The sequence below is a fragment of the Embleya sp. NPDC008237 genome (genome assembly GCF_042956465.1).
In the GTDB taxonomy this organism is placed as follows: Bacteria; Actinomycetota; Actinomycetes; order Streptomycetales; family Streptomycetaceae; genus Embleya.
The window spans coordinates 19,992-44,597 of sequence record NZ_JBIBGL010000036.1 but is presented as its reverse complement, the minus strand read 5'-3'; the positions used below and the strand labels follow the sequence as shown (position 1 = coordinate 44,597).

Annotated in this window: 18 protein-coding genes and 1 pseudogene; 8 read left to right on the top strand and 11 right to left on the bottom strand. The window is 70.8% G+C overall.

Annotation, left to right across the window (positions count from 1 at the left end):
• Positions 1-249: 249 nt before the first annotated feature.
• Positions 250-7,392, bottom strand: coding sequence for a LamG domain-containing protein (locus tag ACFZBU_RS46610; protein ID WP_391589920.1), 7,143 nt, complete (start codon positions 7,390-7,392; stop codon positions 250-252).
• Positions 7,393-8,835: 1,443 nt separating this feature from the next.
• Between ACFZBU_RS46610 and ACFZBU_RS46605 the strand changes: the two genes are divergently transcribed.
• A complete protein-coding gene (locus ACFZBU_RS46605) occupies positions 8,836-9,609 on the top strand; it encodes a hypothetical protein (RefSeq protein ID WP_391589919.1) in 774 nt (257 codons plus the stop codon).
• A gap of 280 nt (positions 9,610-9,889) precedes the next feature.
• On the opposite strand, the gene ACFZBU_RS46600 is transcribed toward ACFZBU_RS46605, so the two are convergent.
• Positions 9,890-11,053, bottom strand: coding sequence for a methyltransferase domain-containing protein (locus tag ACFZBU_RS46600; RefSeq protein WP_391589918.1), 1,164 nt, complete (start codon positions 11,051-11,053; stop codon positions 9,890-9,892).
• Positions 11,050-11,172, bottom strand: coding sequence for a hypothetical protein (locus tag ACFZBU_RS46595; RefSeq protein WP_391589917.1), 123 nt, complete (start codon positions 11,170-11,172; stop codon positions 11,050-11,052). The genes ACFZBU_RS46600 and ACFZBU_RS46595 overlap by 4 nt, the downstream gene beginning before the upstream one ends.
• A gap of 367 nt (positions 11,173-11,539) precedes the next feature.
• On the opposite strand from ACFZBU_RS46595, the gene ACFZBU_RS46590 reads away from it, so the two are divergent.
• Positions 11,540-12,322 (top strand): hypothetical protein, encoded by a 783-nt coding sequence (locus ACFZBU_RS46590; protein ID WP_391589916.1) that lies wholly within the window; start codon positions 11,540-11,542, stop codon positions 12,320-12,322.
• A 183-nt stretch (positions 12,323-12,505) separates the two neighbouring features.
• Here ACFZBU_RS46590 and ACFZBU_RS46585 read toward each other — a convergent pair.
• A pseudogene (locus ACFZBU_RS46585) lies at positions 12,506-12,844 on the bottom strand (DNA polymerase III subunit alpha); the annotation flags it as partial.
• Positions 12,845-12,929: 85 nt separating this feature from the next.
• Positions 12,930-13,421, bottom strand: a complete 492-nt coding sequence (locus ACFZBU_RS46580) for a hypothetical protein (RefSeq protein ID WP_391589915.1) — start codon at positions 13,419-13,421, stop codon at positions 12,930-12,932.
• 172 nt (positions 13,422-13,593) lie between these two features.
• Here ACFZBU_RS46580 and ACFZBU_RS46575 point away from each other — a divergent pair, with 172 nt between their 5' ends.
• From ACFZBU_RS46575 to ACFZBU_RS46565, 3 genes are all read left to right on the top strand, one after another.
• Entirely contained in the window at positions 13,594-13,797 is a 204-nt protein-coding gene (locus ACFZBU_RS46575) for a hypothetical protein (RefSeq protein WP_391589914.1), read from the top strand.
• Positions 13,798-13,862: 65 nt separating this feature from the next.
• Complete coding sequence (locus tag ACFZBU_RS46570; protein WP_391589913.1) at positions 13,863-14,396, top strand: RNA polymerase sigma factor; 534 nt, start codon at positions 13,863-13,865, stop codon at positions 14,394-14,396.
• Positions 14,393-15,175 (top strand): hypothetical protein, encoded by a 783-nt coding sequence (locus ACFZBU_RS46565; RefSeq protein WP_391589912.1) that lies wholly within the window; start codon positions 14,393-14,395, stop codon positions 15,173-15,175. Before ACFZBU_RS46570 ends, ACFZBU_RS46565 begins: the two co-directional genes overlap by 4 nt.
• A gap of 213 nt (positions 15,176-15,388) precedes the next feature.
• On the opposite strand, the gene ACFZBU_RS46560 is transcribed toward ACFZBU_RS46565, so the two are convergent.
• The 3 genes from ACFZBU_RS46560 to ACFZBU_RS46550 are packed head-to-tail and all read right to left on the bottom strand — an operon-like array spanning position 15,389 to position 17,372.
• Positions 15,389-16,180 (bottom strand): hypothetical protein, encoded by a 792-nt coding sequence (locus tag ACFZBU_RS46560; RefSeq protein WP_391589911.1) that lies wholly within the window; start codon positions 16,178-16,180, stop codon positions 15,389-15,391.
• A gap of 2 nt (positions 16,181-16,182) precedes the next feature.
• The gene (locus ACFZBU_RS46555) at positions 16,183-17,157 is read right to left on the bottom strand and encodes a hypothetical protein (RefSeq protein WP_391589910.1); all 975 of its coding nucleotides are present in this window, start codon (positions 17,155-17,157) and stop codon (positions 16,183-16,185) included.
• Complete coding sequence (locus ACFZBU_RS46550) at positions 17,157-17,372, bottom strand: hypothetical protein (RefSeq protein ID WP_391589909.1); 216 nt, start codon at positions 17,370-17,372, stop codon at positions 17,157-17,159. Before ACFZBU_RS46550 ends, ACFZBU_RS46555 begins: the two co-directional genes overlap by 1 nt.
• Positions 17,373-17,576: 204 nt before the next feature.
• Here ACFZBU_RS46550 and ACFZBU_RS46545 point away from each other — a divergent pair, with 204 nt between their 5' ends.
• Positions 17,577-18,881: a helix-turn-helix domain-containing protein gene (locus tag ACFZBU_RS46545; protein ID WP_391589908.1), complete on the top strand. Its 1,305-nt coding sequence runs from the start codon at positions 17,577-17,579 to the stop codon at positions 18,879-18,881.
• A gap of 64 nt (positions 18,882-18,945) precedes the next feature.
• Here ACFZBU_RS46545 and ACFZBU_RS46540 read toward each other — a convergent pair whose 3' ends face one another.
• Positions 18,946-19,098 carry a hypothetical protein gene (locus ACFZBU_RS46540; RefSeq protein WP_391589907.1) on the bottom strand — a complete coding sequence of 51 codons (153 nt, stop codon included), beginning with the start codon at positions 19,096-19,098 and terminating at the stop codon, positions 18,946-18,948.
• Between the two features lie 1,141 nt (positions 19,099-20,239).
• Between ACFZBU_RS46540 and ACFZBU_RS46535 the strand changes: the two genes are divergently transcribed.
• A complete protein-coding gene (locus tag ACFZBU_RS46535; RefSeq protein ID WP_391589906.1) occupies positions 20,240-20,461 on the top strand; it encodes a hypothetical protein in 222 nt (73 codons plus the stop codon).
• 95 nt (positions 20,462-20,556) lie between these two features.
• The gene (locus tag ACFZBU_RS46530) at positions 20,557-21,006 is read left to right on the top strand and encodes a hypothetical protein (RefSeq protein WP_391589905.1); all 450 of its coding nucleotides are present in this window, start codon (positions 20,557-20,559) and stop codon (positions 21,004-21,006) included.
• Between the two features lie 383 nt (positions 21,007-21,389).
• Here ACFZBU_RS46530 and ACFZBU_RS46525 read toward each other — a convergent pair whose 3' ends face one another.
• Positions 21,390-21,779 (bottom strand): hypothetical protein, encoded by a 390-nt coding sequence (locus ACFZBU_RS46525; protein WP_391589904.1) that lies wholly within the window; start codon positions 21,777-21,779, stop codon positions 21,390-21,392.
• 772 nt (positions 21,780-22,551) lie between these two features.
• A complete protein-coding gene (locus ACFZBU_RS46520) occupies positions 22,552-24,162 on the bottom strand; it encodes a ricin-type beta-trefoil lectin domain protein (protein WP_391589903.1) in 1,611 nt (536 codons plus the stop codon).
• Positions 24,163-24,606 lie beyond the last annotated feature (444 nt).

Genomic DNA, 24,606 nt, shown 5'->3' with positions numbered 1-24,606 from the left:
GACCGAGCACGGCCGGGGTCCGGCAGCACTTCGCTGCCGGGCCCCGGCCGTTTCGCGACGACCTGCTCGCTTGGCCCGATCCGACTTCGTCGGGAGCGCCAGTGCAACACGCCTATCAGCGGCGACTACAACCTGCGAAGCGCTGATTGTTGGTCAGATAGGCGCCCTGGTTCGGCTTGTTGACGAACGTGACGTCACCCCCGGCGGGATCGCTGGTGAAGCAGGCGCGGGCACGCGGGTCCCGCCCGGTCAGGCGATGGTGAGGTCGTACGGGCCGGCGAGTGGGGTGTAGCCGTCGTTGGCCAGCAGCCAGAGCTGGTAACGGCCGGCGCCGAGTCCCTCGGAGTCGGGGATGCCGACGGTGCCACGGGCATCCGGGGTGTACTGCCAGTGCAGGGAGCCGGAGTTGATGGCGGCGCCCGCGGAGAAGATGCCGACCCAGTTCTTTGGCATGACCAGTTCCGGCGGGACGGTGTAGCCGACGCTCACCTGGGTGCCCCGGGGGGAACTGGCGGGCACGGTGAGTGCGGCGCGCGCGGGTGCGGGCTGCGCGGGCGTGGTCGGGGTGGCGGGTGGTGCGGTCGGGATGGTGGTGGGGGCGGGCAGGACCAGTGGGTCGGTGGTGTCGGGGAGCTGGTGGTAGGCGGCGAGGCGGTCGATGATCGTGGCGGTGTGCGGGACGAGGGTGGGGAAGTGAGCCTTGAGGGCGGTCGTGGCTGCTGAGGTCAGGTCGGCGAGGGAGCCGGTGGCGCCGGTCAGGTAGGGCTGGAGCTTGGTGAACAGCTGGTGGTCGCTGGCGAGGCCGAGCGCGCCGAGTGCCTGGGCGTAACCGGTGGCGCCGCCGGACGTGGTGTCCAGGACGCGGCTGACGTAGGTGACGCGGTGCAGGACGCGCCAGCATGGGGGCTTGCGGTCGCCCTGCCGGGCGCGGGCCAGTTCGCGGGCGTGCGCGCTGGTGCCTGTCTCCAGCCATTCGGGGTCGACGACCTTGCCGTAGAAGTCCTCGAAGTTGTCGCTGGAGGTGTCGAGGTAGAAGGTCATGAACCGGTAGGCGTCGACCCGGCCGGGCACCAGCACGGGCCGGTTCTTCGCGTCGTAGACCGGGTTGCCGGCGTCCTGCTTCTGCAGGTTGCTGCCGGGCTTGGCGGTGACTTCGAGGCTGAAGGTGCGGGTGGCGTCTTTGCTCTTGCGTCGGGTGGAGCTGTACCCGGCGCCGAGGGTGATCTCGTATCCTCCGCTGACGCCGATGCCCTTGAACTCCATGGAGCCATCCACGCTGAGGGTGGCGCTGCTGGAGACGCTGTACTCGCCGGTGGTGGTCTGCGTGACTTGGTCGGTGGTGTTGGTGACTTCGGAGAACAGGCCGCCGGCGGCGGTCCACACGTAGGTGTTGGCGATGTTGCGTTTGGCCGCCGACCTGCTGGCTGTGCGGGCCTCGGCGGTGTTCCCGCCTCCTGTGGTGTTCAGGCCGGTGGTGCCGGTGCCGCCCATCATGCCCTTGAGTACCCTGTCGGCGGCCGCGGCGATCGGATCGGGCGTCATCGGATTGGCGCTGATGGAGTCGTAAAAGCCCTGGAGCTGCCGCTCCTCACGCTGGATGCGTCGCTTGAGGGCGTACGCCTCGCGGGGCCGGTAGTAACTGAACGCGTCGCCGCCCCCGGCCTTCGGAAAGTCGGGGTCGGGGAAGGGATTCAGGGCGCCGGTGGCCGGGTCGGCGAAGTAGCCGACCAGGCCGTCGAGGGTGCCCTGCTTGGTGTACTGCGGGTTGATCGGAAACGGGATGATGTTCCAGTCGGTGGGGATGTCGGGATTGGGGACCATCCGATAGGCGACCAGGGCGCCGTTGTGCGTCAGGCGCAGCGCGTACTGGTCGGCGGTGTCGGACTGGACGAACGCGAAGCCGGTGTTGGCGGGCACCCACCGCCGGCCGACGGTCGGATTGACCTGCTTCTTGGCGTCGTCCGGCTCCCAGTACCCGGACAGGGTCACCTCGCTGGTGCGGGTGGTGGTGGCGCCCTGGACGACCTGGACTTCGTCGTTCCAGCCGCCGCTGGACTTGAACTCGGCGCTGACGCCGACGTTCAGCGACATGGAACTGGCGGGCGTTGCGACGCCGGCGCCGAGGGGGGCCGCGACGAGGTAGGTGTCGTCGCTGAACGTCGCCTTGATGAATGCCTTCGCAGAGGCGTCGAAGCTGGTCTTGTTGTCGGAGGCGAGGGTGTTGGTGACGGCGTTGGCCTGGACGAACTTGACCGACGAGGCGTCCTTGAAGTCGTCTCCAGCGCCCTTGACCAGGTTCTCCGAGGGGACGGGAGGCGCGCCTTCGAGGTAGCCGACCAGCTGCGGGGCGAACTGGGCCTGGCCGACCCAGGTGGTGGCGAGGTCGCCCACCTTGTAACCGGTGGTCAGCGTCCAGGCGCCGTCCCGGATCGCGGAGTAGGCGCGCTTCATCACGCCGAAGCGCAGCCCCTCGCTGTCGGTCTGCAGGTCGGCGTACTCGCCGGCCTGCGGGGTGGCGCTGATCAGGCTCTGGAAGACGGTTCGGGCACCGGTCAGCGCGGAGCGGACCTGGGCGCTGTCGTCGCTGATCGGGGCGTGCGAGATCGCCACGCCGGGAGCGGAGTTGGACGGGTACAGGTGGCAGCCGGCCGGTCCGGCGTCGGTGACGGTCGCGCCGGGCTTCGCGGAATCCGGGTCGATCGGATAGTAGGCGAGCAGGTCCTGCTGTTCGCCGCGCAGGCGGGTGAACATGTTGTCGAGGATCTGCTCCTGGGTACGGCAGGTGCGCCAGATCCGCAGCTCGTCCAGGCCGCCGCCCAGCAGGTTGGTCCAGCTGCCGTCGTCGCGCTGCATCGCGCCGACGGTGACCTGCGGCTTGCCGAGCAGTCGGAGCACGCCGTTCGGGGGGGCAGGATCGGAAGCGGAGGGCACGCCGTTGTGGTAGAGGGTGATGCGGTTGCCCGCGGGGTCGGGGGTGCGGACCCGGTTGGCGCCGCGGACCTGCGCAGGATAGGCGCCGCAGGCGTCGGCGGTGACGGCGCCGGAGCGCTCGGGGAAGCGCCACCAGGCGACCAGCCCCTTGGTGTCGGCGGCGATCGGTACGCCGATCTGCTCCTCGGGGCGGGCGATGTTCCAGATTCGTACCTGTGCCAGGGTGCCGCGCAGGCCGTAGGCGCTGCTGCGGACCCGGAAGCGGCCGATCTCGCAGTTGGCGTCGTTGCCGACCGGCTTGGCGCCCTTGTATGTGAACGGGTTGCCGCCGACGAGTTTGCCGTCGATGTAGAAGCGGATCCCGGTGGCGCCGAGCGCGGTGTCGCCGGGGCGGCGGGTGACGGCGACCTTGGTGAACGTGCCGAGGGGGACGGCGGTCCCCGACTTGTACGTCTGCTGGGAGCCGGAGAGGCCGTCGCCGCCCTCGAAGGTGAATGCCAACTGACCGTCGGAGTCGATGAAGAACGCGTACGGCACCGCGTCGCCCGTCCCGGTCCCCAGCGCGCCCTTGGCGACCAGGCCCTGGGGGGTACCGAACGAGTTGACCTTGATGAACGCTTCGATGGTCAGCTCGTCGGTTAGATCGAGGCCCTCGGGCCCGCCGGCGTCCAGGTATCCGGTGCCGTCCAGGGCCAGCGCCCAGTCCTGGTGGAACGTCGCCGCCACGTGCGACCAGTCCGCGAGCGGGAACGCCGCCCGGCTGGCCACGACCTGGGAGCCCACCCCGGCCACCACGCGGAAGCTCCACGGCGCGGAAAGATCAGTGCTCCACCACTTCTGCCCGGTCGGTGTTCCGTCGTGTCCGTGTCCCGACCGGTCAGTGATGTCGCTGTCGGTGAACGTCCAGTAGGCCGCCAGGTCCCTCTCGCGTCCGGTGATACGCCGCTTGGCCATCACCTTGATCTCGTCCGCACTGCGGGCCTTCCCCCAGACCCGGATCTCGTCGAACTTGCCCGTCCCGGAGCACACAACGGCTCTGCCTGCGCCCTGGTAGGGCGTTGCGGCGTTGTCTTGGGCGACCTGCACGCCGTCGCGGTACAGCGTGCGGCGGCGGGTGGCGGCCTCGTACACCGCCGACCAGGAGTGCCAGCCGTTGTCGTCGGTACCGCCGATCAGCAGGTCCGATCCCCATCCGAAGTACGCCCGGTTGTCGGGGCGGATGCCCATCACCAGGGCGGGCGACCCATCAGAGTTGTGCCGAAGCGGTACGGATTCTTCGCCCGGGTCTCGGTGCACCCAGGCTTCGATGGTGAAGTCCCTCCCCGCAAGAGCGAGTCGGCTGCCGACGTCGAACCCTCCGTTGGAGGACCAGACCGCGCTCTTCTCCGTGGCTTCCTCAATCGCCAGCGAGTACGGGAGCTGCCCGGCGTTGGCGTGCCAGATGCGGCTGTGGTCGTTGACGGAGACGGGGCTGATCCACGCCTCCACCGACACGTCCCCTTCCGGCGAGACCTTTGGCCACTGGGCCTGCGGCAGCGTCAGGTGCTGGTCGTTGCTGCCGAAGGTCAGCGCCCGGCCAGGGGCGTCGCCGCGCCAACGCGGCAGCAGCGGCTGAGCGCCGTCGCTGGCGCTCCCGTCGGCGACCTTCTCGTCGGGGGCGACCCCGGCGGTGGTGACGCCCACGATCCGCGAGCCCGCGGACAACGAGGCGCCCGGCACGCTGCAGGTCGCCCGGCCGTAGTCGTACAGCGCCCCGTACACGTCGGTGCCGCTGGTGTCGCCGAGTCCGCCCGCGGTCAGCGTGATCCTCTTGCCGCCGGCCGTGACCGTGGCCTTCACCGTCCGCAGCCGCCCGCCGACCGTGACGGCCGTACCCTCCGGCAGGTTGCGCACCAGCGGCTCGGCGAGCTCCACCGCGGTGTCCTGGGCGGTGGCGACCTTGCCCAGCAGCGCGCCCTGGACCCGGCGCCCGCCGAGCACCCGGGCGAAGTCCGCGGCCGCGCGCGGCACGTCGGGGAAGCGCTCGGTGCCCGCCGCCGCCGACACCACCTCGACCGTGCACAAGGAGGCCGAGGTGCCGGGCGAGACGGTGAGCGAGAAGTCCCCCGTCCTGGCGCCGGGGTCGCGCGACACCAAGCTGAGGGCCCCGGCGCCCGCGGTCAGCCGGCGGGTGGCCCGGGAGACGGTGGTGGGGTAGTAGACGGAGAAGAACTGCCCGTCGGCGCCTGCGTAGTAGAGCACCACGTCGCCGTTGGCGCTGTCCAGCAGGGACGGCGCACGGTTCGTCCAGGCGAAGGTCAGCAGCGCCCCGTAGGCGCTCAGTCCGGCCCGGTCGACGGCGATCCTCGGCATCGGGAGCACCACGTCCGCGCCGCCGCGCATGCCTCCCGACAGCCTCGCCAGGTCTGCCTCAGCCGCCGTCACCTCCGCCCGGTCCTGGCCCAGGCGAGCCTGCGCCAGGACCATCTCCGGCAGCGTCCGGACCAGCCGGTCGCGCTCGGCCCGGCGAAAGCCCATGTTCCAGATCGAGGTGAGGTAGTTCAGGAAGGCCGGCAGGTCGTCGGCGAGCTTCCAGTCCGCCCCCAGCTGGGCGCGGGCGGCGGTGACCTTGGCCTCGGCGGCGGCCAGCAGGTCGAGGTCCTTGGTCGGCTCCGGCACACCGATCGGATCCAGCACCACCTCCCTGGGCAGGGCGGCCAGCCGCCCGCCGCGGCCGAGCGCGAGGTCGAGCGTGCACAGGTGGTTGCGGCCGGCGGCGCTGTTCTGCGGGGGCGGCCCGGAGGTGGCGCAGGCGAGCAGCACCCGGGCCTGACGTTTCTCGGTGGCGACGGTGCCGTAGCCGGAGGACTGCTGCTCCTGCTGGTAGTAGAGGGTGGCGGTCAGGCCGCCGACCACTTCGCGGTCCTTGATGGCGAACAGGTCGCGGGACAGGCCGGGCCCGTCGCCGACGGGGGCCTCGGAGGTCGTCCAGGCGGCGCCGTTGACGGCGGCGTCGCGGCGGCGGTCGACCAGGTTGGCGGCGACCAGGCCCGCCCCCTCGTCCAGGCGCAGGTAGGTGACCAGGCCGGGTTCGGTGCCCAGCAGGCGGCGGCCTCTGTCGGCGAGGTCGGCGGCGGTGCGGGCCCGGTTCCAGATCCGCACCTCGTCGATGTCGCCGACGAGTCCGGTGGCGGGGTCCCAGGTACCCTGCCGACCCAGGAGCTGTGCGGACGCGGGGACCGGGGCGGTGGGAACGGTGGTGCGGGCGGTCTCGACGCCGTCGACGTACAGCACCGCCTCCGTGCCGTTGGCGACCAGCGCAAGGTGCGCGAACGCGCCCGGGGTGAGGACGAGGCGGCTGGTCAGCTGCCAGCCCTGGGAGGCGCCCGCGGCGTAGGGCTGGTACTGGCCGTTGATGCCGAAGCGGAAGCCGGTGGGGGCGCTCTCGTCGAGGGAGGCCAGCACCGTGCCGCCCGGCGCGGTGGGCCTCACCCATGCCTCGAAGGTGGCCCCTCCGCTCGGCGCGGGCAGGGCGTCGACGGCGATGCGCACCTCGGGGCAGACGTTCGGGTAGAACTGCAGCGCGGTGCCGGCCCGGTCGGTGGTGGCGGGGACGGGGACCAGCGGGCGGCCTGTGTTGGGGTCGGTGCCGGGCTCGCGTTCCAGCACCGACCTGCGGAACTTCGGGTCGGGGCTGGTCCACAGCTGGGTGCCGGCGACATCGAACAAGCCGTCGGCGCCGCGCTCGCAGTTGAACGACTCGATCCGCTTCTCGGCCGCGTTGTTGACGAACAGCTGCCAGCGCGAGACGCCCTCGACCTCGGTCGGCAACAGCAGCACCGCGAAACCGCCGCCGGTCAGCCGGGGCAGGAACGACAGCTTGGCGGTGGGCTCGTAGAACTGCTTGCCGTCCATGTCACGGGTTCCGAGCGTGTCGGTGCCGCCCGCCGCCGGCGTGTACTTGCTGCGCGAACGCTGAAAGCGGGCCTCCACCACCGGCTTCAGCTTCGAGCCGACCAGCACGAACCGGTCGCACAGCAGCGAGGCGTCCGCGGCCGCCACCTTCGCCCCGCCCGCCAGCGCGTAGTCGCTCCGAGCGGCGTCGCCCGACAGCGCGTTCCCGGTGGTGCGGTACACCGCGTCACCGTGCCCGGTGGCGATCGACTGCCGGAACACCAACAGGTACCGACCGTCGGAGACCACCTGGATCGGCGCCGCCTCGGTCAGCCGCGCCGTCGTGGACAGGAACGGGTCCCTCTCCGCCCCGAACAGCTCCTGCGGCCGCACCTCGGCCGACCCGCCAGCTTTCACCACCGGCATCCCGTACACGACGGGCACGTCCGTGAACGGGTCGACGAACTCGGACGGGAACGGCAGCAGCGCCGGCTCCGCGTTCCAGTACGCCGCGTCCAGCTCACCCTTCGCAGCCGACGCCTGCTCCAGGTCGAGCACGCTGTAGTAGATCCGGCGCCTGTCGTCCATGGCGAACGCCACAGTCGTCCCGTTGTGCCGCACCATCGCCGTCGACACGTACGTCCGGTCCCGGTACGACCTCACCAGTGCCTTGTCCCGCAACTTCCCCACCCCCACACACAGCGGCCCGGCACAATACCGGGACCGGTCTCCGTCAAACAGCACGTGCACACCCCGCAGGGCGCTTGAACCCGCGGCACCCCACCCCACGGGGCGTCGCGACAGCGTCCGGCACCCCCCATTGAGGCCGGCCCAAAACGACTGCCCGATATTCCGCGCAGCCCGGCCGTAACAACCGGCCACTTCGCGCATCCTATGCAGCAACTGCCCACGCAAATAAGGAGTTTCAGCTTTTCAACTGCTGCCGGGCATCAGACCGAGACTGCTCCTTACCCATTGGGCCCAGTGCATGCTCAGCCCACTCGGGTGGTGGTACAGCGCTTCCGAAGGGTCGGGTCTTCTCAGGTATCGGGCCCTGGCAGGGTGCGGCACGGCGCGAACATGGGGATCGCGCCCGGCCTTCATCCACTCGGGCACGCTGGTCGTGAACGGCGGTATTGGCAGTGCTGCGTGTCCGCCATCGACCGGCGCCGAGCCATGGCATCAGGTTGGCGGCAGTGACCTGCTCGGTGCCTGACCGCGATCGAGGGCGGCGCTAGTGAAGGCACCCACTGGGAGCACCTGAGCGTCGGGCCAGCGAGACGATCCGCCTCTTGCCGAAGTCGACCTCAGTGTTCAGTGCGAAGCGCGACAGGGAGGACGGCGCGCGAGGCGAAACTCGACTGCCCCAAGTGGCTCGCACTCCCCGCAACGCTCGAGTAGTCACCCCGACAGCCCGCCCGGACGCCCAAGCCGATCACCAACTCGACCGAGCGATGTGCCCCTGCGCGGCGAGCCATGGCGAAGTTCCGGTGCTCAGGTCGCTGTGCGCGATGCCGGACGAGCTACCCGCCGTCGCGGTGTGCGCGGAGTTCCTGCAATGTCCGAGGCGGTACGCGAGGGCACACCGGCGGAGTCGGTCTTCACACCGTGACCTACCGGCTCTTCCCCGACAACACGGTTCCGTCCAACTTCACCGCAGTCGACCGCCTCGCCCTCCTGCGGAAAGTCGTCGCCAACTGCGGACGACGGACGCAAGCCGTGGCCTACGAAGCCAGCAGGTCGGCCCCGTTGGCGTTCGACCGGTGGCCGGAGGACGTACGGGTCGGGGTGTGGATGACCACCACCAGGCCACGTCCCGCGCGCCGCCCTGGCGTTCTCGTCCGGCTTGGCCGGCTTGTGGGCGATTCCCTCGATTGGGCGAACCCGGGGGGCGAGGTGGGGTCGTTGATGCGGATGAACCGCCCTCCGCTCGACGGGCGACCCGGCGTCCCCTCCGTCGGACGTCCCACACGCCTTGTCCGAAGTATCCGCTACACGCGAAAACCGAGGTGAAGGATGAACAGTAATGAGATGGACCCGTACAAGGAGGATCGAATCCGCTACTCTGCGGCGGCCTTGGCGCGGCTGGCCTTCGCCGCCGTGGCCGCGGAAATAGCTGATCGGGCCGCCGAACTGGTGCCTGTGGCTCCGGATGCGAGTGTGAAGGAGCTATCCGTTTCCCGTGCCCGCGACCTCTACGACGTGCTGGAGAGGCTTGAGGCTGCGGCCGTGGTCTACCAACGCGAGCGGGGCGACGCATGGGGGGAGATCGGCAGGGCCATGGGGAATTGGAGCGCAGCCGACGTCGAGTTCTCGTTCGGTGAAGCATGGAAGGAATGGAGGGCTGCCCTCGAAGCCCCCGTGTGCTCGTACTACGCACCCGCCTCGGGATCGCACCCACGTCTTCCCGAAGCGGCCTACGAACCGCGCTACACCGGTGTGCGCTTGGACGACTGGGCCGTCAAACACGGTGTGGGGTCCGGGCCGTGTCCGGTGTCGTGGACGCTACCGGCACTCGATGTGCTTGAGGAGGCGAGCCGGATCGTACATGCGATCGATCGTGCCGTCCGCAGTGACGTCGGCCCCGCTGACCTGGCGGAACTGTACGAGACGAAAGCGGAGATCTACACCCGACTGGCCGCACGAATCGGCCCTGACGGCAGCATCGCCGAGGAGACAGCGCTGGCCCTGGCCCGCGCCGGGGACCTGCGGCGGCAAGCCTCACCCGGATGCCCACATACGGACGATCACGCCGCCGACGAGGAAGGCAAGGTCGATCGGCCGAGCCGGGTATCGGCTTCCTGAGCGGGTTCATGGCCCCGGCGCGCGGTGGTTGTAATCGCAGGGCACCCGCCCCGGTGCCAGGCCGGGTGCCCAATGGAGGCTCGCAGACGATCATCGGCAGGTGCCCGTCAAATACCGGAAGACAGGCCGGACTCAATCCGGCCCGACAATCCTCCGGCACCCCCACGTCCGCCGGCGCCGTTGTCGACCGCTTCGAGATCGGGCATCACTCACCGTCTGCTGCCGAAAGAGCGATCCCGTCTCGGTCACGCGTGGGTAGCGACCGCGGTGAACCGGTCGATCAGTCGGTGACCGGCACCGGAGCGGGAATCACCCACCGGCGCCCGGTCGCGGCATCGCCCGCCCAGACGAACTGCTCTCCGGCGGTGATCGTGACGCCGTGGTCCCAGCGGCGGATCCGGCCGTCGCGCTCCCACCCGTCCCACGCCGCCTCGATCTCGTCGACCAGGCGCCGAGGGCCGCCCTGCCCGGCTCGGATCCGGCCGTCGGGCAACGTGGTGAGCACCGCCCAGGATCGGGCGCCGTCGTGAATCCACGCGTTGACGCCGTCCTCGTCCGTGTCGGTGGTGTACACGACGTTGGGCAGCGCGACGCGCAACGCCCACAGCAGGTCGCGGTCGGTGTGTAGGGGCACCACGTCGCGGGCGAACAGGTGCTCGTGCTCCGCGGGACGGCCGGCGCGGATCTCGTCGAACTCCGGGGTCGGGGCGGTGTTGCGGGCGGGCATGAATTGGGCCAGGCCCTGCAGCCAGCCGGTCGCCGAGCGGCCGTCGGCGGCGACGGTCACGGCGAAGTGCCCCAACCGGCCCCACGGGAACACCAGATCCCCACCGGGGCGCAGTTGTTCGATCCATGTCCAGGGGACGTGGTCGACGGCATAGGTGGCGATCACACGGTCGTACGGGCCGGCGTCCGGGTGGCCGAGGGCTCCGTCGCCGACGACGACCGCGGTGGTGTCGCCGAAGCCCGCGCGGACCAGGGTGGTCCGGGCGGCGGTGGCCAGGTCGGGGGCGGCCTCCACGGTGGTGACGTGTCCGGTGACGCCGACGCGGTGTGCGAGCAGGGCGGCGTTCCAGCCGGTGCCGGTGCCCAACTCCAGGACCCGGTGGCCGGGTTCGACGTCGAGGGCGTCGAGCATGCCCGCCACCACCGACGTGCACGACAGACTCGAAGACGGGCGGCCGGCGGTGATCTCGGTGATCGCCGCGTCGTACGGGCCCGCGTACACCAGCCGCGCCCAGGCGTCCGGGTCGGCGTCGCGGTCGACGGGGACGTAGGCGTGGCCGTCCCAGTCCCACAGCCGGTCCGGTGCGAACACGTGCCGTGGGAGCGCCTCGACGGCGTCGCGCACCCACGGCGCGTGCCCGGGCCACGCCCGACGGGTGTCCATCGCCTCCATGGCGCGGCGACGGTGCGCGTCGAGGTCGGGGGCGGGGTTCGTCACGGCTTCGGTTTCCGGTGTTGGCCGTCCGGCTCCGGCTCCTCCGGGACCTGGCCGTCCTTGTTCCCGGGCGGCGGCCTGCCCTTCGACGGATCGGGATCCGGCTTGCTGTGCTCGCCCACGTTCCGCCTCCTTGCCGTCATGTCACGGTGCGAAGAACCATCATGACGCTCTGTGGGGGCCGAGGGGAACCCCGCCCGGGGTGCCCGCCTCTGCACCCACCCGTCGTTGCCCACGTACGAGATCGACTCGACCCGGGGTCTCACCCGGCACTAGACCGTGACTGAAGTGTTGCCCCGCTCCCGGTATCGCGTGCTCGTGGCACTCGGAAGCGAGCCGACGTACCCCCGCCGGCTCGGACGGAGCGCGGGCGGTGGCGCACTCGGCCGACCCGCGTGGTCGGTCGGTCCTCTCGTGTGGCCGGGCCGCGCCGCTGCCGCGCTTCGTGCGGCCGGGGTGCGTGTCTCCCGGGCGCGGTAGCCTGCGCCGGTGACCCACAGCCCGCCGCCCCAGGCGTTGCCCGAACATCGGGTGATCCTGGAGAACACCGACTGGGTTTCCCTGATGGCCCCGCAGGGGAACGGCGGGTTCCTGCCCAAGGCGCTGACGCGACTCCTCGACGTCGACCCCGCGGTCCGGGCGGTCGCCGCGGGGGAAGCGCTGATCGGGCATCAGAACACCATTTACGAAGCCACCGTGCCCGTCGCGCGGTTCATCGCCGCGATCCTGGATCATCCGGCCGTCGCGGCGGGCGAGGACGAGCCCGCGGCACACGGGGGCGCGTCACGCCCGCCGACTCGCGCGGTACTCCTGAAGTGGCTGGACGACACGGCGTTCGACGCCGACGACGAAACCGTGGCCTGCGGCAACCGGGCCTGCCAGGGCCGTTACCTCGACATCCATGTGGACCTGAAGGCCTTCCGGGACCTTCGCCCACGGTTGTTCCGCGCGGTCCGCCCACTGCTCGACGCGGGCGACCCCGCCGTGCGCGACGCCGCCGTCCTCGCCGCCATCCCGCTCGCGGAACACCCCGACCTCACCGGCCACCACGACGAACTCGCCACGCACACCCGCCACCTGCTCGCCACCCGCACCGACCGCTACACCCGCGACCGCGCGCTGGAGGCGCTCAAAAGCTGGGGTCACGACGTCAGCGCTCTGGAGAACCCCGACGACATCGAAGCCCGCGAGACCTACGCCCGTTCCCGCGCAGCACGCGAAAACCCCGGCGATGGGGAGTGGGACGGTTACGCCGACGACCCGCCGTTCTGACAGCCGACAGCTCGCCGGCGGACCCGGGCACGCGAGCGCACGGGCCCGCCGAGGCAGGTGGAAGCCCGCCGCCCTTCCGGGACTTCGATCCCCGATCGGACCGGCTCTGCTTTGCCCGGCCCTGCCGGGCGGAGGGGAACACACGTTGCCGCGCCACCGTGGACAGCGCGAGTCCCCGAAGGCTCAGCCGGCGCTCCCCCGGCTTCGGTGTCCGTAGCGGCTCAGGTCCGCGGAGCGCCGGCCCGGGGGTTGGAGGTCGGCGTAGAGGTGGCGGCGGGCGCCGGTGCCGTGGACCAGGACGCGGCGCGGTTGGGCGGGGGTGGGGTGTGGGGTGGGGGTGCCGAGGAGGTCGAGGGCGGCGCGGGGTCCGTGGTCGCGGCGGGCGGCGGCGATCTCGTCGAGGTCCCAGGCCATGGTGGCGACGATCGTGCGTCGGCGGCCGCGGACCTGGACCTTGCCGCGGATCAGCAGCAGGCCGGAGTGGAAGACGGTGTGGGCGCAGGTGGGGTGGGAGTCCTCGAATTTACCGACCACTGAAGTAACCGGACCGGTCGTGATCTGGGAGTCTGCGTGGCGTGATGTTCCGCGACGGGTGATGGAGGCCATGTCAGGTCACTCTGACGAGAGGTGCGACTGCGCCAAGACGCTCAGCCCACCGATCGCAATCGACTCGGAACTCCGAATCGAGGAGTTGGAATAGCCGCTTCGGCATGCGGCCGAACAGGTAGTAGTTGTCCCGTTCGGGATCGAACTTGCGCCCTATCCGCGATGGAAGTGCCCACGCCTGCTCGGGAGTGAGCACATAGGCGACGGTCTCGGCACGGGTCGCAAGGTTGCCGCCATCACGCTGTCCCAAGAGCACATAGACCAGGCAAAGGTTCTTGCGAAGGTACTTCGCATCGACTCTGAGGCCACCTGAGTTGATCACTTTCAGTTGAATCGGGAGCGACCAGGTGAGGCCAGCGTCATAGGCAATGAGGTCAACGCCCATGTCTCGTGTCGGGTTGGCGATCTCCACGCCGCCGCATGTCAGTTGACCGGACAGCCAGAACTTGCCCAGCAGCTCGGTTCGTGTCGTCCGGTGTATGTCATCACTCATGGGTCATGACGATGTCGATGGTCGGCGGGCGGATCGCCGCACGAGCGCGGACCGTCGAAAAAAGTTGGTCTCGACGTTCCGAAACCTCGTCCCGAACGCCCACTGACAGGTGAGGCGCCGCGACCGGGACAGTCCTGGTGAGCGAAGCCGTCTCGTGAAAGGGCGTCACCTCATGGACCCGTTCGTCATGGCCCTCACCGCACTCGGTGCCGTCGTCTCCCTCGTGGGACATGTCGTGCGCGGTCACTACCGGGCGCGGCACGCCCGCGAGCAGACTCTGCGCCATCATGTGCGTCTGCTGCCCGAGGGCAGCACGATGGTCGACGTGCGTGCGGGGGTCGTCCTGCGGGTCGGGGCAGACCGGGCGGGCCGATGACGAACCCGTGCGACGGCTCCCGGGAGGGTGCTCTTCCCCTCGGAGGCGGATGGGATCGCGACGAAGTGACGACCAAGCGCGACGACAGGAGCGCCTGCCTGGACTTCGTCGTGCGGGAACAACCCTTCGTCGTCAGGTTCCTGCTGCGTCTGGGTATTTCGGCGGCGGACGCCGAGGACGCCGCCCAGGAGGCGACCATCCAGGCGTGGCGCCTGGCGGAGAGCGGCTTCTGGGGGGATGTCCACGAGCCTCGGGGCTGGATCCGCAAGGTCGCCCTGCGGCACCTGAACCGTCCCCGGGGCAGACGCCGCGGCGTCTTGGAGATCCCGACGGTGGACATTCCCGAACCGCGTGCGGCCTCGGTCGAGGGCCCCGAACTGTCTGCGGAGACGGTGTCGATCGTGGCGACGTTGTCGGGTCTGCCCCGGCAGGAGGGGATCGCCGTGGCCCTGAGGATGGACGGTCTGACCTCGGCCGAGACGGGAGCGTTCCTGGGCGTGAGCAACCAACGGGCCCGGGACCTGCTCAAGCGGGCCCGCAAGCGCCTGCGTCGGCAATTCGCCGCCCAGGCCGGAGACAACGACGGGAGGACCTCGTGACCATCGACACCCACGGGCTCGACGACGACACCCTCGACGCCCTGCTGGCGCGCGCGGACGCCGAACTCCTTGCGTACGCGCGTTCACGCGTCGATCCCACCACCGTCCTGCTCGCTCTCCTGGACGAGGCACCGAACATCGCGAAAGCCGATCGCGAGGACGCTGCCCGGCCCCTGCCGACGTGGGCCGAGGCGCTCGAGGACCGCCGCGTCGCCTCTCGGATGAAGAAGCTGGTCGACGCGTATCTCACGCGACTGGAGGAGCTGGAGAGGCGATGCGACGCCGAGACGGACGTCGAGCGGGCCGTGGGGGAATGCGCCGGCGAACTCGACGCCCTGTGGACCCTCGCCCTGCGGTTGGACGTTCCCCACGGCGAGGCGGACCTTCACGACATCCTCGCCTGGTCGCGGGACCTGTTCGACGACCTGACGACGCCTCGACCGGAGACGACCCTGGTCCGCCCCGTCGGGGAGGACACCGCCCCGGCCGTGTCGAGAGCGGACTTCGACCGGCTGCACAGCGCCGCCTACATGGCAATGAGCACGACCGAACGACGGATGTACCTCATGCTGCGGGAGACCGTGGACGTCTCCGACGCGGACCTGTCCGCGATGGTGTTCCCGGACCTGGAGGTCCTGGAGAACGTCGTGTGGACCGACGGCACCCGATGGCATCCCGCCGCCCGCGACGTCGTCCGCGAGTGCTCCCACGCCATCGGCGAAGGCGTCTACCGCATCCACACCGAAGGCCTTCGAGACCGCGACCGCGCATGCGTGTGACACCCGCCCGTCCACGCACGCACGCACGCACGCCCGCGCCGACCGACGCCGCGGCCCGCCGCCGACCACGGCCGGACCACGCCGTCGAAACGATCCCGAGGGATTCGAGAATCCGTGCGTCACGGTGTCCTGGCCGGTTTCGCGCCGGGCGGAAGCGGCCGGTTCCGCAGGTGTGTCCGCGGACCGGGTCCGCGTGTCCCGGTCAGTGAGGTCCTACGTTGTCGCGTGTGCGATGAGGGCCTCGAGTTCCGGGGCGGGCCATGGGCGGGCGTCGGCGAGGGGGACGTGGTGTCGGCCGGTGGCGATGTCCTCGAGGAGGTCGTCGAGGGTGACATCGGGCCCGACGTCACGGGTGGTGGCGGGGGTGGTTCCGGTCCAGGCCCAGCGAAGGGCGGCGGCGAGGGCGTGGCGTTCGTCCGCGGGGGTGAGACGGATGTGGACCTCGGGTGACGTGTGCAGGAGTCGGCGGGCGACGCCGGGTGTGGTGGCGTGGTCCATGCCGTCCCGGTAAGGGGCGACCGGTGGCAACAGGCCCGCGTGGTGGGTGTATTCGTGGTCGACGAACACGGGCTGGTCGCCGGGGCCGATCAGGATGTTCCAGGGTTGCAGGTCGCCGTGGCGCCATCCCGCGGCGTGGAGGTCGTCGAGTGCGGCGAACGCGCGGTGGGCGATCGTGGTCAGGCGGGGTGCGAAGTCGGGCGGCGGGTCGGGGACGCGGCCTCGGGCGCACCACTGCCACAGGTCGGCGCCGGGCAGGAACTCCACCGCGGTCCAGACCCCTTCGCCGACGCGCCCGTGTCGGCCGTCGGCGGGATGCAGACTCCGGGCGTGCAGCAGCCGCACGGCCCGAGCCTCGTGCAGGAGCAGGACCGCGGCCTTCGGTTCGACTGTGGTCTTGATCTTCCAGCGGCCGGCCCGCCAGGCGTCGGTGTGGTGCGCGGTCAGGGGGCGGGGCTCGTCGGTGATGTCGAGGGCGGCGAGAGCGGCGGCGAGCAGCGGGTCCATCGTCACATCCTCGCGCGCTTGGGCTCCGGGTACCGGGTAGTGGCGACCTCGGTGGTGTCGTCGGTGAGGACCCGGGCGATCTCGGCGGAGATCGGCAGGCCGGTGAGGGCTTCGATCCAGCCGAACTCGCCCGCGCAGTTGGTCTCCAGGTAGGTCCAGCCGTCGGCGGTGACGACGAAGTCCAGCGCGGCGTAGACCAGGCCGAGTTCGCGCACGTGTTCCACACAGGCGCGTTCGACGTCGGCGGGTGGCGTGATCGCGGCGTGGCGGCAGTCGGCGGCCGGGACGGTGCGCCAGTCGAGGGCGCCGTCGGTGGCGATCGACGCGGCGAACACCCGATCGCCGACCACCGTGACGCGGGCGTCGAACAGGCGGTCCTCGACGAGGGCCTGGAGGTAGTGGACGGTGCTGGCGATCGCGTCGAGGTCGTCGCACGCGCGCAGGCGGGTGGTGGGGATCAAGGTGGTGTGGCGTTGGGTGAGGGCCTTGACCACGACCTTGTCGTGGTGGTCGGTCACGAAGGTACGGGCCGTGTCCGGGTCGCACGTGAACAGGGTGTCCGGTACGCGCAGGCCGCAGCGCGCGGCGCAGGCGAGCTGGGTGGGTTTGTGCTCGGACGCGTCGACCACGAGCGGGTCGTTGATCCACAGGACGGGATGGGCGCGGAACAGGCCCAGGAGTGCGGTGGTGTTCTCGTCGGCACGCCAGCGTTCGTCCGCGTCGGGGTGGGATTCGGGGCGGGTGGGTTTGCGCCAATACACCGAGGTGGTGGGGCCGACGGTCACGGCCCGCCGGCCGTCGTCGATCGTGGTGGCCCAGGTGGCGGCGGCGAACCGGCCGCCGGCGGTGACGGTTTCGCGCAGGCGGCCGGGGTCCAGACGAACGAACGCGTCGGGGCCGAGGCGGCTCGCCACCAGGTCGGCGGTGAGGTCGTCCTCGGCCGCGACGACGATCACGCGGGTTTCGCGAGGGGGCATTACTTGGGGTCGTCCTTGCGGCGCACGCCGCCCTGGTCCTGCGTGCTGGTGTAGTTCGCCACCGTCGCCGGATCGACCGCCTCCACCAGCAGGCGGCCGTCGGCGACGACGTTCGCGCCGACCCGCGGGTCGTAGCGGTGCTCCGGCAACGACAGCGAACGGCCGGTCGAGGCGGGAATCGGGAGTCGGCGGGTCAGGAGCAGCGGAGTTGCCACAGGGAAGTCCCTCGCGTGGGTTCGGATCGCGTGGGTGTGTGGTGCGTACCGTCGTGCGTTTCCAGGAGATCGCGTCGGGGCGGGGGTGGGAAGGCGGTGTGCGGGGTGTGCATGTGGTGTGCGTGTTGTGCACATGGCGTCGACGCTGGGTGATTCGCCGGCTACGGTGGGGGCGGACATCGTCTGCGCGCCCAGGGGGTCGTGATGGTCGAGCTCCGTCCGCCGTGGGATACGCCGCGGGTGCGGGTCCTGGCCGCGCGTGGTGATGTCGGGGGTCTGGTGCGTCTGGGGCGTTTGGGGCGGAACTGGCGGCAGCGCGACCTGGGTTCGGTCGTCGGCTACTCCGCCTCGACCGTCTCGCGCCTGGAGTCGGGAGCGCGTTCGGGTCGGGACGTGGCGGTGCTGCGCAGGCTGGCCGCCGCGGTGGACATGCCCGTCGGGGTGCTGGGCGCGGCACTGGGCGTGAGCGCGCCGCTACCGGCTAGGGTGGCCCGGACCGCCGCGCGGCGGGACGAGGAGGACGATCCGATGCGCCGACGCCGCCTGCTGACCGCCTCCCTCGCGGCCGTCCCCATCACCGCGCTCGGCGGGATCGACCAGGCGCTCGCGTCCATCCCCACCCGCTCCTCCCCCACCACCGGGAACGACGTGCTCGCCCTGTTGGCGCGAGCTCGCGGGTGGTACGACGGCGGCGATCACGCCCGACTGGTCGCGGCGTTGCCGGAGTTGCTCGCGGCCGGCCACACACACGCCGACACTACGGGCGACGCGGCGGCGTTCGCGCGTCTGGCCGCGTGCTACGACCTCGCCACCGAAACCCTCTCCAAGATCGGCCGGTACCAGCGGGCGCGGACCGCCGCCGACCGGGCGACGGTGTACGCCCACCAGTCCGGCTCACCACTCGCCGCCGCATCCTCCGCGCGGATGCTCGCCGTCGTGCTGCGCCACCAGGGACAGGAGACCACCGCCCAACGCGTGACGCTGGACGCGGCCGCGCGCGTGGAAGCCACCGGATTGACCACGCCGGAACAGGCCGCCGCCTACGCGCAGATGCTGTGCACCGCCGCCTACACCTGCGCGGCGGCCGGGGACCGGGCGAACGCCCTCGCATTGATGACCGACGCCAAACGCGCCGTCCGGCGCGTGCCCGACGAACCCCGAGCCCGAACGGTGTTCACCGTGACCCCGGCGTCGGTGGGGCTGTACGAGGTCGGCGTGCTGTACTCCCTCGGCGACGCCGGCGCCGCCCTGCACGCCGGACGCGACCTCCACCCCGGGCAGTTCCCCACCGCCGAACGGCGCGGACGCCTGCAGACCGACCTCGCCCGCGCCTGGTGGCAACTCGGCAAACCCGAACAGACGGCCACCGCGCTCACCGCCGCCCACCACGAAGCACCCGGCGAAGTCCGCGACCGGCCCACCATCCGCCACATCGTCACCGAACTCGCCGCACGACACCCCCACGCCATCGGCGTCGACAACCTCCTCACCACCACCGGGATCCGTTGAGGATATCGGCCCGCGTTCGTGGAGGTCGCTCGCGTGTGCGTCGACACCCTCCTCCGACGCGCGTTCACGGGTTCCCGATGGCATCGATGATGTGCGGGGCGGAGGCCAGGCGCAGTTGGGCCGGCTGGAACTCGCCGGGTCCGGGTGTGGTGTAGCCCAGGACCACGACCCGAAGGCGGGTCCCGTCCGGGTACCAGCCGTCCGTGTCCCGCCACACCGGCTCCGCCTACTCCGGCTCCAGCAGCCCGACCTCGCCGTTCGGCATCTCGACCATCATTCCGAAGGGGCGGTGACGGACCACGACCGCATCCACCACCGTGCCCCGCGCATAGTCGTTCGTCATCGGTTCCCCAGCCCCTCGTCGGAATCCCTCGCCGTACGATCCGCGAACGCCACGACGGGCCGGGTCGTTTCCGGTCTCCATCGCGGTGCGCAGCAACACCCCGGGGCGACCGACCCGTCACCCCCGATGCACTCTCGACACCGCACACCGAGGCCCCAGGTCACAGGACGCCGACCAGCATTCTCAATCCGTGCTCCACCCGAGGTCGGCACCACGCCCACCCAAACCAACCGAGACGGCGTACCCGGCACCCGTCGATCTGCGAGCAACGTCCTTGCGAGGGTGGTCTCACCCTGTCTCCCTCGCGAGGCTCGCGGTTGCCGTCGGGAAGAACTCGGGGCGGTGTCGTTGCGACCGCCCCTCGGCGACCGGCAAAGCGGGGCGGTGTGATCGGTCGAACCGGTCGCGGCCTCCAGGAGGTCGTCACGGATCACCGCGGCGGCCCCGGCGCCGGCGTGGGTGCTCAGGTGGAGAGGTCCCTCTTCCGGCCACGGCACCGGCACGAACCGCGTCGCAGGCCTGATCGCGAGTTGCCGCCGTACGTCGAGTCGGCCGCCGGGGTGGCACCGACCCGGTCGGCCACGGCCGCGAGCGATTCGCCCACCGACAACTCGAGGCAGCGCCGTGCAGGGACACACGCTCCGATCCCCTGATTTCGATCTGCCGGTCCTCGACGACCCCAAAGGTGGAGTTTGCATGGGGATGCAGCAGAGCGCGGCCTTTTCAGAACCCGCACAACTGCGGGGTTCGCGAGCTGCTCCTCGACTCCGCACGCTCCTGCGGGCCCGGCCGCTCACGGGACTTCGCGATCGTCCCCGGCCCTGCCGTCCCGCGTCATCACGCCTCCCGATCCGTCGGTTGCTCCCGGTCCGCCCGCCCCGCACACCCCACGTCCGACGCTCCACCGCCTGGACTGCGAAACCGACATCGGCACGAACCCCCGCCCGCGGTGCTCGGGGCGGTCGGCACGAAACCCGATGGCCGCCTTCCGCACGGTGTGCCTATCGTCGGCGGCATGACTCACGAACCCGGGCAACCGACAACCTTGACGCCCGAGATGGCCGCTCAGGTGCGTGTGTGGCGCGTCGACGAGGAGTACACCTTCCGCGCCGTGGCCCAGGCCGCGACCGACCTGTGGGGCTCCGCATGGGGCAGCAACCAGCACTACGGCATGGACCTGTGCATCACCGCAGCCGAAATGCTCGGAGAAGACCCCCAAGCCGATCCCTGGAACTGACACCCACCCACGAGGAACGGGACACTCGTCACGGGGACGCCGCGAGCGGGCCGGGGCGATCCGGCGGACTTCGACCCTGGGGTGGGCGGGCATTCATGATCGTGGCAGGGAAGGTCGGCGCCGACCGCAACGACATGATGTTCCGCATGGATCTTCAATACTTCAACCAAACGGGATGGCTTGCCTTCTTCACCGGCACCGAGACCGAGATCGGTCGGCAACGGAACGTCGAAGGCTGGGACCCGAACTCCGGCACGGCCCTCGTGGTCGACACCAAGCGCGGCGCACTGCGCCCGGTCACCGACTACGAGGACTTCTCCCACCTCGAACCGGCGAACCGAGTCGTCGCGGCAGTGCCGGGAGGCGGATGGCGGGCCCACTGGAACGACGAAGGCCCGGCCAAAACTCCGCTGACGGAACAGGTACTCGCCTGGCTCGTCACGTCCAACGGACGCGCCACCCCCATCACCATGGACGCCCACGGACACGTCGACAACGCGCACGACGCCGACGCCTTCATTCCCCCCGGCGAGGAACTCGACTGAAGGCCCCGCGTCTCAACGAAGACAGTCCGACCAGGTCGACCGGCATCCTTCAGACCGACTTCGTTGAGACAGACACCCTCGGGCGCGCAGACGCGCCCGAGCCTGCCGGCTCCGCGTCAGTCGAGGACGGTCCCGGCCAATGCCTGCCTCAGCGAGGGAGTCAGGACGATGCCGGCCGATGTCGGTGTAGCGTGCGTGGACATGGACTGACGTTAGCCGCAGCGCAGTTGGGGGGCCACGGGTTTGGACGCCGTCACCGCTTCGACCGGAGGCGGTCGACGGCCGCGGCTGCCGGACTTCGGGTGACGCGACATCGGCTGAACCGCGAGGCGGGCGTGCGCAAAGTGTCGGCGCCGGTGACCGGCTCGTCTCGGCGGCGTCGGCTACCGCGGATGGTAGGAGCTCGCGATCTCCCAGACCCAGACCGCCATCACGACCAGACCGACGACCCACGCGAGCACCGCGCCGTAGCGCACGGCCCGCACCCGGGCCAGGATCGCGGCCGTCCCGGCGACCGCCAGGACCGGCCCGCCGAACCACGGAATCCGCCAAAACAATGCCTGACCCCGCGCCGTGCAGATCAAACCGTCCGCCGCCGAACCACACGGATCACTCCCCATCGCCCCCAACGGCAGAACCAGCATCGACACCCCGGTCGCCACCCACAACACCACCAGCGCCGACGCCACCAACACGCCACGACCCCCGCCGCCCGCCCTCGGCACCCGGGTCCCGCCACCCGCATCGCGCCGCCCCGCCGTCCTCGTCGTCATGCACCCACCCTGCCGGAGCGAGGGAACACACCCACAGGGACGACGTACTCAACCGGACGCGTCCACGTACTCAACCGCCGGGCACGCACGGGTTCGAAGCGGGCCCGGCGAAGATGTTCCCGACCGGGTGCCATCGTCTCGAACACAGGACCCGCGGCGGACAAGACGGGGCGGGGGTGGGGTTCGAGGGCGTCGGTGACCTCGAGGACGGGCCGGGCTCCACGGAGGCGGGCGACCCGGTAGCCGTTGCCGTCGACGTCGACCGCCACGACCCGGCGCAGCTCGATCCGGTCGCCGCGCTCGTGGAACAGCCGCTCTCCGACGGCCCGCGACTCCTCCATCGCCTCGTCGAGCGCCGCGTCCGGAACCGACCACGCCTCGAACACGAACGCGAGGCCGGCGAGCCAGGACGCGTAGGTGGGGACCCGGTAGCTCGCGGCGCAGCCGGCCGGGATCGAGGGAGTGTTGCGCGCGTCCGGTCGTCGGGAAGGAGCCGACCTCGGTGGAGATGGCGAATCGCGGCGGCACGTCCCGTGCGATTCGTGGCGGTCGGAGTGGCCGCGGTACGCGTGGTCCCGGCGGTCTCACGAGCGACTGCAGGACACGAAGCGGGTCCGCTCGCGCGCGGTCGTCCCCGTGGCTCGATGCGCCGCGGCGTTGCCGCGCGCGTGTTCGGTCCGCACCGTGCGGGCCCTCCGGGATGGGCACGGCGCGGCCGACGCCGCCGGACGAGGTTCCGCCCGGCGGCGTCGGCCGCGGGTTCGCGGTGCGGTCAGGCGCTCAGGATGTCGGCGGGGGTTCGCCAGGTCACGTTGGGCGTTTGGGTGCAGTCCCAGACGCCGAGAGGGGTGCCGCTCGCCGTGTTGCCGGCGGGATCGTCGATGCAGCGGTAGGCACCGGAGGCGGTGCGGGTGTACAGGTGTCCGTCGCCGCCGTTCCTCCACTGTTGCTGGGGATTGCCGTTGCAGTCCCAGATGACGAGCTTCGTGCCGTTCTGCTGGTCGGCGGCGTCGAGGCACTTGTTGTTGGCCTGAATCGTGCCGACGGCGAAGGTCCACTGCTGGGCGCTGGTGCCGTTGCAGTCATACAGTTGCACGGCCGCGCCGTTGCTGGTGCTGTTGCCGCTGATGTCCATGCACTTGCCGGACGGGGGGTGGACGACCGGTCCGGTCCGAGGCGGGTCCCAGCGCTGGTTCGCGTCACCGGTGCAGTACCAGAGCTGCAACTGGGTGCTGTCCTGGGCGCTGAGGCCGGGGGTGTCGACGCAGACGTGGGACGTGGTGTTGAACAACGTCCCGTCGGAATTGAACCTCCACCACTCGTTGGCCCCGCCGTTGCAGTCCCAGATCAGCAGCTTGGCGCCCTCGTCGATTCCGCCACCTTCGGTGGCGAGGCACTTGCCCTTCGCCTGAAGGTATTTGGTGCTTTCGTCGTACGTCCACTTCTGGGCGTCGCCGCTGTTGCAGGTGTACAACTGCACCTTCGTGCCGTTCCCGTCATTGTTCCCCGCGACGTCCATGCACTTTCCGCCCCACCCCCTGATCTCCCCGGTCGCGACGCCGCGCCCGGGATCGGTGAGCATCGCCGGCGCCCGATCCGGCGCGACCGGCGTCTGGGCGCGCGCCGGCGCGAGCGTGAGCGGGGTGCCCCCCTGCCGGTAGATGTCCTTGACCATGTTCGCCTCGCCGGCGGTGGGCGTCAGGGGCTTCCCCCACTCGCAGTTCGCGGGACGGTCCTGTGGGTTCGTGGCGCCGTGGATCATGACTTCGCATTCCAGGGGCGCTTTCGAGTGGTCGAGCCCGAGGGCGTGGCCGATCTCGTGTGTGAAGACGTATGTCGCCGCCTCCTGACTCCGAGTGCTCATTTCGTCCCAGTTGAAGAAGATGTTCTGGTTCGCCCCGGCCGGACAGCCGCCGCGGCAGCGCACAGCGTCATTGATGCCCAAGGTCACCGTGTTCGGCGTGGGGTTGGGATTCTTGCTGCGTATCACGTCGGTCGACACCATCTCCATCCTGATGGCGGCGGCCTTGTCGGCGTCCGGGTTCTCGCCGTTCAGGTCCCGTTGCGTCCCGCCGATCTCGAACAACTGCGTGTTGCCGACCAGGGCGTTGCTCCACGCGTCGAGCGCGGCCCTGAGCGCCCGATCCCACTTCTTGCCGCGACGTATGATGTCGTCCCGGTAGACGGTGATCAGTTTCGTACCCTGGGCGAGCTTGTCGGGGTCCAGTGGCGCGTGCATGGCCGCGTAGTACTTGTCCGCCACCGCGGTGTCCATGAAGGAGTTGGGCAGGGCCGTGGCCGGGGGCGCGAACACCATGGGCCCCACCATCAGGGCCAAGGCGCCGACGATTGCCACGAGGACTCGTTCCAACTTCCTGTGCATCTTCCCTCCGAAGTAGGACCTGTCGTGCTTGGGCCGGCAGCCCGTTCCGGCGTACCGCGAGCGCGCATCCCTTCCGTCGGGTCCGAGCGGCTGCGTGAGCGGCGCACCGCGTGTACCCCTCACCGGCGCCGCGCCGGCCGCGGGCGCACCGCATCGACCGCGGGTATGTGGTCGGGGCCACCGCCGTCCGGTTCGATGCCGGTGGTCGGCGGGTCCGGAACCGGCGGCGGCGCCCCCGCGACCATCGGCGTCCGTCACGCCACGCCCCGTGCTCGAGCGGGCCCCGGTGAACCGAACACCACGCACAGCCGGCGGCGACACGCTCGCGCCCACCCACGGCGAGACGACCCGAGCGAACCGGAAGACGGTCACCGAAGGCACCGGACGAACCGCGAACGCGGATCCGACCATCCGCCGCTCACGGCCTCCGTGCCGTTCGGAGCC

What these genes read in the sequence shown, in the direction of transcription:
- ACFZBU_RS46575 (WP_391589914.1), top strand. Translation starts at nt 13,594, where the DNA reads ATGGACCCGTTCGTCATGGCCCTCACCGCACTCGGTGCCGTCGTCTCC.
- ACFZBU_RS46555 (WP_391589910.1), bottom strand. Translation starts at nt 17,157, where the DNA reads ATGCCCCCTCGCGAAACCCGCGTGATCGTCGTCGCGGCCGAGGACGAC.
- ACFZBU_RS46520 (WP_391589903.1), bottom strand. Translation starts at nt 24,162, where the DNA reads ATGCACAGGAAGTTGGAACGAGTCCTCGTGGCAATCGTCGGCGCCTTG.
- ACFZBU_RS46580 (WP_391589915.1), bottom strand. Translation starts at nt 13,421, where the DNA reads ATGAGTGATGACATACACCGGACGACACGAACCGAGCTGCTGGGCAAG.
- ACFZBU_RS46545 (WP_391589908.1), top strand. Translation starts at nt 17,577, where the DNA reads ATGGTCGAGCTCCGTCCGCCGTGGGATACGCCGCGGGTGCGGGTCCTG.
- ACFZBU_RS46610 (WP_391589920.1), bottom strand. Translation starts at nt 7,392, where the DNA reads ATGGACGACAGGCGCCGGATCTACTACAGCGTGCTCGACCTGGAGCAG.
- ACFZBU_RS46535 (WP_391589906.1), top strand. Translation starts at nt 20,240, where the DNA reads ATGACTCACGAACCCGGGCAACCGACAACCTTGACGCCCGAGATGGCC.
- ACFZBU_RS46605 (WP_391589919.1), top strand. Translation starts at nt 8,836, where the DNA reads ATGGACCCGTACAAGGAGGATCGAATCCGCTACTCTGCGGCGGCCTTG.
- ACFZBU_RS46525 (WP_391589904.1), bottom strand. Translation starts at nt 21,779, where the DNA reads ATGACGACGAGGACGGCGGGGCGGCGCGATGCGGGTGGCGGGACCCGG.
- ACFZBU_RS46560 (WP_391589911.1), bottom strand. Translation starts at nt 16,180, where the DNA reads ATGGACCCGCTGCTCGCCGCCGCTCTCGCCGCCCTCGACATCACCGAC.
- ACFZBU_RS46530 (WP_391589905.1), top strand. Translation starts at nt 20,557, where the DNA reads ATGATCGTGGCAGGGAAGGTCGGCGCCGACCGCAACGACATGATGTTC.